Raw genomic sequence first — 7,811 nt, forward strand, 5'->3', positions numbered from 1 at the left:
GCGCACACCCTCGACGACGGCCCGTTCCAGCCCTGCCTGTCGATGCAATACCCTGGTCAAACGCACGCCGTTTCCCGATCTTCAGTTTCTGACCTTCGACAAGCCAGAAACCTAGACGGGACACGGCATGCCCTGTTGATCAGGGCGTCAACCCACCCACGAGAACATCACAAGAGCCGCTTTCCTGACATCCGTCACAGCCGTTCACCACGACTCCGGGCCATCAGAACCGCCGAGAGTGCTACAGCCACCACGACCACGGCGCCGGTGAAGGTCGGCTCGACCCAGTCATCGACGCCCGCGAGTGTCAAGCCGTTGACAGCAACCGCAACAAAGAAGACGCCGACGATCGCTCCGGCGACGGTGAACCTCCCCGGCTTGATCGTGGTCGACCCCAGGAACACTGCTGCCAACGCCGGCAGCATGAATCCTTCGCCGATCCCGGTCGAAGCCGATCCGGTACGGCAGACCAATAGCACCGCGGCAACCCCGGCGAGAGCACCAGCGATCACAAAACTGAACGCCACCCTCCCCGAGACCGGAACGCCGACCAGCTTGGCCGCCTTCTCGTTCGAGCCGATGAGGGAAAATTGCCTACCAACGACGGTGTACCGCAACAGCACCGTCACCGCCAGGACGCAGATCAGCAGCAACCATGCTGGTTTCGGGATGCCCAGGAAGGACGTCGCCCCGAAGTCCGTCATGGAGTCGGACACGCCGAGGATGATGTCGTACCCCGAGAATAGTGCGCTCAACCCGCTGAGAAGCGTCGCTGTGCCCAGCGTGATCACCAGCGAGTTGGCTTGGAAGAGCGACACCAGCAGACCGTTCACGAGACCGATTAATGCCCCAGTGCTGATCCCGATGATGACGCCAACGGCCGTTGAAACCTCCCAATAAGCGACGGCGTGAGCAGTCGCGATCGACGACACTGTGACATTTGCCCCCAAGGACAGATCGAAGCGGAACGCCACCAAGGGGACCAATGCGGCCAGCGCGACGATGCCGACAACGGATTCGCTGGCCACGATCGTCTGAACATTCGTCCAACTTGAGAACGTTTCGGACGTTTGCGGAGAGATAGCGAAGTAGAGCGTCAGGCCCACCAAGCCGGCGACGAGTGCGTACTTGGACAGGAAGTCGACCACCGCCGCCTTGGCCCCCGACACCTGCCTAGACGGGATCTCAACCGTCTTTGACACGCGTGATGCCTCGTGCCCGGGGACTTCGGTCCGTTGGTTCATCGGAGGTCTGCTTTCTCGTTCATCTCGTAAACCAGATTGATGAGTTCGCTGCGTGCGAGTGATTCGGTCGGCCTGCTGAAGGAAATGGCGCCTTCGTGAAGGCCCACAATCCGGGTGCAGTGCCCCAGGAGTTCCTCGATGTCGGAACTGACAACAATAACCGCGGCGCCCGATTCGGCAGCGGCGCCGATGAGGCGATAGATGTCTGCCCGAGCCCCGATATCCACACCCTGAGAGGGCTCGTCCAGGAGCAGCACTCGCGGTAATAACGACAACCAGCGCGCGATGACGACCTTCTGCTGATTTCCTCCTGAGAGGGCAGAGACCGGCGCATCCAACCCGGGCGACTTGACGCCGTACTGGGCATGCGCCCGCGCTGCGGCCCGGCTCGCCTTCCGTGGTCGGAACACCCCCGATTGGGTGTAGCGATGCAGCGTATTGGGTACGATATTGTCCGATACCGACATTTCCGGGAACAGGCTCAGACGAAGGCGATCCTCGGGCACGTAAGCGACGCCGTTGGCCAGCATCGTACGAAAGCCAACGCCCGACAGTTCTCGACCGGCAACCCTCACCGAGCCGCCAAGGTGCGGGTGCAAACCCACGATCGTTTCCAACAGACTGGTCCGGCCACTTCCGACCAGGCCTGCGACGCCGACGACCTCACCGGCCCCGACCTGCAGGTCCACTCCGCGGAGCGGCCCCCCGAGAAGCCCGGACACCGAGAGTACTTCTCGATGCTCAGCGTCCGCCCCCCCTCCCCGGACGTTCGCGCTGTCGACCTGTCGGCCGACGATCGCCTCTACGAGCTTGGGTCGGGTCAGATCTGCCGACGGGCTATCGAGCACCTTCACGCCGTCGCGCAGCACTGTGACCGCATCACAGACGTCGAGTACCTCGTCCAGTCGGTGTGAGACGAAGACGATGCTGTGCCCGCGGCCGGCGTACCCACGCAAGCGTTCCAACAACTCACTCACCTCGCCATGCGGAAGACGAGCCGTCGGCTCGTCGAGGAACAAGACCCCGTCCGCGACCCCGCCGGACGGCACCTCAAAGTCGGAGAGGGCGCGCGCGATGGCAACCAGCGTCTGCTCGGCAGGCCGCAACTCACGCAGGTCCCGAGATGCGTCGATATCCAGCTCGAACCGGTCGAGGATGGACCTGGCCCGCTGACGCAGCGACTGCCGACCGAGGAAGCCTGCCGTGCTGTCCCCCGGTGCGAGAACCGGCAGCAAGTTGTCCGCTACCGACAGGTCCTCGAAGAGGCCAAGGTCCTGATGAACGAACCGAAGCCCCAACTGCCGGGAGACCGACGGCGTGATCTGGTCGGCCGGCTCGCTCCGGACCGGGGTGGCCACTCGGCCACCCCGGTCCGGCCGGACGACTCCAGCAAGCACCTTGATCAAGGTGGACTTGCCGGACCCATTTCCCCCCGCGAGGGCGTGGACGCTCCCTCGGGCGACGTCGAAGTCCACCTCAGCCAGAGCGCGTGATGCGCCGTATGTCTTCGACAGAGAACCGACCCGCAGTATGTAGTCGTTCGATCGCACTGTTACTTGCCTTGCCAGATCCTGATGTAGTTCTGCTGGTAGGCGTCGGCACCGGCGTTGCCGTCGTACTCCTCGACGTCCGGGACGCTGTCGGAGTTCATCGACTTGATACCGATACCCGAGTCGACAACGTCCTCGCCGGCGAACAGTCGGTTCAAGGAGTCGGCGGCAGCCCAGCCCAGCCAGGTCATCGGTCGACCGACTGCGAAGTTCTGCACACCCGACCGCAGCAGCTTGAGTGACGACGGGCTACCTTCGTGGCCGGCCAACAGGAGGTCGGAGCGCCCCGCCTTCCGGGCCTGCTCGACAGCAGCTCCCACACCAACCGGGATGTTGGCATCCAAGGGCGACATCACCACATTGGCCTTCGGGAACTTCGAGAGCCCGGCCGCAGTCTTGCCCTGCAGTTTGCCGCTGAAGATGTCGCCAGAGGTGTACGGGATCGACTCAACCGTGCACGTCGAGCACTCTGCCATGCGAGCCCGGAACGACTCGCCGACGTGGCGCGTAACAGCCAGGTCGTCCTGCTTCAGCTCCACCACAAAGGCTTTACCGTCGGTCTCTGCAATCACCCAGTCGGCGATTGCCGGTCCGACCACCGTGCTCAGGAACTGACCATAGGCGTCGAGGTTCTCGCCCCACGGGAGATAGCCGTCAAACATCCGCTTGCCGCCACCTGCGAACTTGTCGTCGCAATCGAGGGCGTTGGCGCCGAACACGACGACCCCAGCCGCCTGGGCTTCCGAAATGGCTCCCTTTGTCGCTGCACAATCCACCGAGAACAGCATGATCGCGTCAGCCTTGTCCGCGATGGCTGCTCGAATCTGCTGGTTGTAGACGTTGGGGTCGAGCTTGCCATCGACTACCTTCACATCCCAACCCAGGTGCTTGCCTGCTGCCGCGGCACCTTTGGCGGGCAGCGCACATCCAGAACCTTGGAGTGAGCATGCAATCGCCCAGACCTTCTTGCCGGGTACCGCCTTCGGCCCGGACTCGGGAAGCTTACGGTCCGTGCCGGCGAAGTTGGCCTCGGTTGCCCTCTTGGCCTGCGCGACAACGGCTGCAACGTCAGCATCGCTGCCACGATTCCCGGAAGGATCATTCTCACCGCATGCTGTCAGGAGGACCATCGCCGCCGCAGCGGCGATCGTCAATCTTGCATACCTCATACCTGTGCCTACTCTTCCTTTTCACAATTCACAGAAGGACCACTACGACGTAGAAGGACTGCCACCAGATGACCTCGATTCGTGGTCGGGGATCACCGATTCGGACTTCGCCAGGCGGGCTAGACGCTCGTTGAGAATCTCGCCCGCTTCGTGAGTCGCATGACTGATCTGGTGCGACATGAAATGGAATGTGTGGAACTGCGCCTCCCCCCGGAGGTCCGCCAGATACTGCAGGCTCTCCTTGGACAGTTCCAACGCATGGCGAGGCGCACGCAGGAGCCGCTCGATGAGCCATGCCAACTTCGAGTCAAGGTCATCGTCCGGGACAACCCATGTCACCAGACCCGCCTGCCGGGCTTGCTCGGCCGACAGTCGCTCGTCCAACCAGAACACCCGTTTGGCCCAGCTCTCGCCAACTTTCGATGCGAAGTTGGGGACCTCTGCCTCGTTGACCCCCATGTGCATCAGGATCGGGGACCCGAATATCGCGGACTCGCCCGCAACGACAAAGTCAGTCGCCGCGGCAAACATGAGTCCGGCAGCCAAACAGTGACCTTGGATTCGACACACGGTGGGTATCGGCAAGTGGCGGAGCTTCGCAACCGGGTCGACGAACCAACGCTTCTCCTGCTCCTTGCGAGTCTCCACCTTCGAAAAGTTGCTGAAGTAGGTCTTGTCCTCGCCCATCATCCGAAGGTCGTGGCCCGAGCAGAAGCTCCGCCCCGCGCCCGCGATCACCAACACCCTGACAGAGCGGTCGGCTGCCACCTCGTCGATCGCGGCATCGAACTCACGCAACATCTCGAGATCCTGCGCGTTGTGAACGTCAGGACGATTGAAGGTGATTGTCCGGACACCGTCACGATCATCGACCAGGATCGGACCACTGTCCCACCGGGCCGACCGCCCGACGGGACTTGTTGCCGCTGCCCCGCCGTCCACGTCCGGCGCCTCGGATGCCGGCGCAGCGGACAATCGACTTGCCAGCTCCCGCAGTGCGGCCACATCAGGCTTGCCACCGGGCGTCCTGGGCACCTCAGGGACCACCTCAATCCACTTGGGGTGTTTGAAGCGAGCCAACGTCCGACGGAGCCGACCTTGAATGTCCTCGATCAGTTCGGGGTCGGCATAGAACTCCGGCTCCGGCTCTACGAAGGCCACGACGGACTCGCCGAACTCGGGGTCGGGGCGGCCGACGACCACTGCGTCAGCCACTTTGTGATGGCCAACCAGCGCGTTCTCGACCTCCTGGGGATAGATGTTCACACCGCCGGAGATGATCACGAAGGACTGCCGATCGGCGAGATAGAGGTACCCGTCGGAGTCCAATCGCCCAACATCCCCAACGGTGACCCACTCCGGATCCTCTGGGTGACGGGAACGAGCGGTCTTTTCCGGGTCACCGAAGTACTCGAAGGGGCGCACGCACTTGAAGTAGATCGTTCCGACCCGGCCAGCTTCGAGTGCGGCACCACTCTCGTCGCAGATCCGCACCAGCTCCGGATCAGGTCGCCCTACCGATCCTGGTCGCTCGGACCATTCCCTCGGGTCGAGGAACGCCCGACCGATGGCTTCCGAGGCGCCGTAGAAGTCCCAAAGGATCGGGCCCCACCATGACACCATCGCACGCTTGGTGGCGTCCGGGCAGGGTGCAGCCGAGTGAACGGCCACGCGCAACGACGAAAGATCGTAAGCGTGCCGAACTTCTGAGGGCAGCTGCAGCATCCGGACGAACATCGTCGGGACCCACTGGCTGTGAGTCACCTGATGCTGCTCGATCGCCTTGAGCGCTCCCTCGGCGTCGAACTTCTCCTGTACCACCACCGTGCCGCCCAGCACGTGCGTCGCGACGCAGAACCGCAGCGGGCTTGCGTGGTACAGCGGCGCCGGACTCAGGTAGACATCGCCGTCCTCGAAGCCAAGTTCCGTCTCATACACCGATGCCAAGGAGAACGTCCGCTCGTCGATGGCTGCGTTCGGATCGATCGGCCGCCAGATACCCTTGGGAGCTCCGGTAGTGCCCGACGAGTAGAGCAACTCGTTCCCTAGCCGCTCCCGGTCCGGGCGTTCAGTCGATACCGCGGCAACGGCCTCCCGCATGTTCCGGTACCCATCGACCAGACCCGTCCCTACTGCCAGCCTGAGTTTCAGGTGGTCGATCTCGGCGAGCCTCGCCGCTGTGCCTTCGAAGTCCGTGCCGACGATTACGCCGCTCGCATGGCAGTCCCCCACGATGTAGGCGGCTTCATCTGGTGTCAGTTGAGTACTGAGCGTCGTGACGCGGTGGCCGGCTCGGAGGATGCCCCAGTACGCCACGAAGTACTCCGGGCAGTTCCCCAAGAGGATTGCGATCGGACTACCCTCGGGGAGGTTGGCTCCTTGGAGAACATTGGCCAACCGAGCCGAGTCGTCGGCGAGTTCACGATAGGTCATGGCTGCACCTGATGCAGCCATCACGACAGCGACCCGGTCAGGGGGCGCAACGAATGGGTGTGCTGGCCGGTCAGTCATGGATCGGGCGCACCGCGCTCTGCCAGTCGAACTCGCCGCCAGCAACTGTGCCGCCAACTTCCTTAGCGGCGTGGTTGCGCATCGCGCCGAAGACATCCTCGTAGGACATCCCCTCGCGCGGACTGACCTCTTCCAACCTGGACAACGTCTCCAACGGCGGAGTCCCCTCCAAGGAGACACCGAGGTAGTCGGCCCACTTCTGGGTGCTGTTTCGGAAGAGGCGGGTGTGCATTGGTGCTGGGAGCGCGTTCAACGGATCCCGCATCCCTTCCTCGAGCGATACGAACTCGACTCCGGCCGCGACCAGAGCCTCAAGCATCGGGCGCACCGAATCGGACGTAACAGCCGTACCGTGAAAAACCGAGATGAAGATCGGATCGCGGCCGAACATCTCACGAGAAACCGCCGCGTGGCGCCGGAGCTGGTCGACCGCCGTTTCTGCGTAAGTCCGCACCAGCCAAGCGGCCGCGTCGGAGTCCGCGCTCTCGACTGCCCGCCAGTACGGCGCAACGAACTGAGCGTCATAGAACCAGTAGCTGACCGGCGCCGGGATGTAGTTCTCCTTGGCCAAGAAGTGGTGAATGTCGGCAACCTTGTCGGCCTCGGCGCCCCACATGTCCATCGGATACCGGAAGTACTTCACCGGAGCCGCCTCGATGAAGCTGCCGATATAGTCCTCGGAGAGTTTGATGTCATCAGTGAATGCACTGGCCGGTACCCAATCGGGGCTGGCGTGATTGTGCGTATGGTTTCCGACGTGGTGCCCTGCCGCACACCACGCTTCGACTTGCTCGCGCAGACTCGGATCCTCCTCCATGGGACCCGTGCTGAAGAACGCATAGCAATCGGTGATCCCAAAATCAGCGAATGTCGAGGTCAATGACGACACCACGCGCTCAGCGCTGTACCCGGTCGGAAACGGCACCATCTTCCACTGCAGGAAGTCATCCACCGTAATGGCTACTTTCACCGGGCCGTTCGGAGAAATCGGTTCGCTCAAAATTTCCTCCCTGTGGCGTCGTTCACTGCGACGCAAGGAATGCTGCTCCTGGTGCTGCACCGAATCAACGTGCTCGGGCACCACAGTCCGGTGGTATGTCCCCACACATTCGGCTCAGGCAGACACGTCAACGAACAAGCCGATCTAGGTGGCTGGTGTTAAGAGGTCGCGCAGATAGGTCAAGATCATGGGCGTCGGGTGGGACGGTTGGCGTTGCAGGCGGTTGAAGGCGTTGTGCCAGGCGTTCGTCCGCTCGACATGCCACCTGCGGCCCGCCTGGATGGGTGCTTTGTCGCCCTTATGGGCTATTTCGGCGTGCAGGTTACGGCCGGCCAGA

Annotated in this window: 5 protein-coding genes and 1 pseudogene; all 6 read right to left on the reverse strand. The window is 62.8% G+C overall.

Annotated elements, in window-relative coordinates:
- Positions 1 to 194 precede the first annotated feature (194 nt).
- Positions 195 to 1,169: an ABC transporter permease gene (locus ABGB16_RS32600; RefSeq protein ID WP_347671913.1), complete on the reverse strand. Its 975-nt coding sequence runs from the start codon at positions 1,167 to 1,169 to the stop codon at positions 195 to 197.
- Between the two features lie 71 nt (positions 1,170 to 1,240).
- Positions 1,241 to 2,794: a sugar ABC transporter ATP-binding protein gene (locus tag ABGB16_RS32605; protein WP_347671914.1), complete on the reverse strand. Its 1,554-nt coding sequence runs from the start codon at positions 2,792 to 2,794 to the stop codon at positions 1,241 to 1,243.
- Between the two features lie 2 nt (positions 2,795 to 2,796).
- Entirely contained in the window at positions 2,797 to 3,948 is a 1,152-nt protein-coding gene (locus ABGB16_RS32610) for a substrate-binding domain-containing protein (protein ID WP_347671915.1), read from the reverse strand.
- A 57-nt stretch (positions 3,949 to 4,005) separates the two neighbouring features.
- The gene (locus tag ABGB16_RS32615) at positions 4,006 to 6,570 is read right to left on the reverse strand and encodes an AMP-binding protein (RefSeq protein ID WP_347671916.1); all 2,565 of its coding nucleotides are present in this window, start codon (positions 6,568 to 6,570) and stop codon (positions 4,006 to 4,008) included.
- Positions 6,467 to 7,558, reverse strand: coding sequence for a polysaccharide deacetylase family protein (locus ABGB16_RS32620; protein WP_347671917.1), 1,092 nt, complete (start codon positions 7,556 to 7,558; stop codon positions 6,467 to 6,469). The genes ABGB16_RS32615 and ABGB16_RS32620 overlap by 104 nt, the downstream gene beginning before the upstream one ends.
- Positions 7,559 to 7,684: 126 nt before the next feature.
- Positions 7,685 to 7,811 (reverse strand): annotated as a pseudogene (locus ABGB16_RS32625) (IS5/IS1182 family transposase); the annotation flags it as partial.

The sequence above is a fragment of the Micromonospora sp. B11E3 genome (assembly GCF_039871625.1).
Lineage (GTDB): Bacteria > Actinomycetota > Actinomycetes > Mycobacteriales > Micromonosporaceae > Micromonospora.

Coding starts and splice junctions, on each gene's coding strand:
- ABGB16_RS32615 (WP_347671916.1), bottom strand. CDS start 6,570: ATGTCTTCGGCGCGATGCGCAACCACGCCGCTAAGGAAGTTGGCGGCA.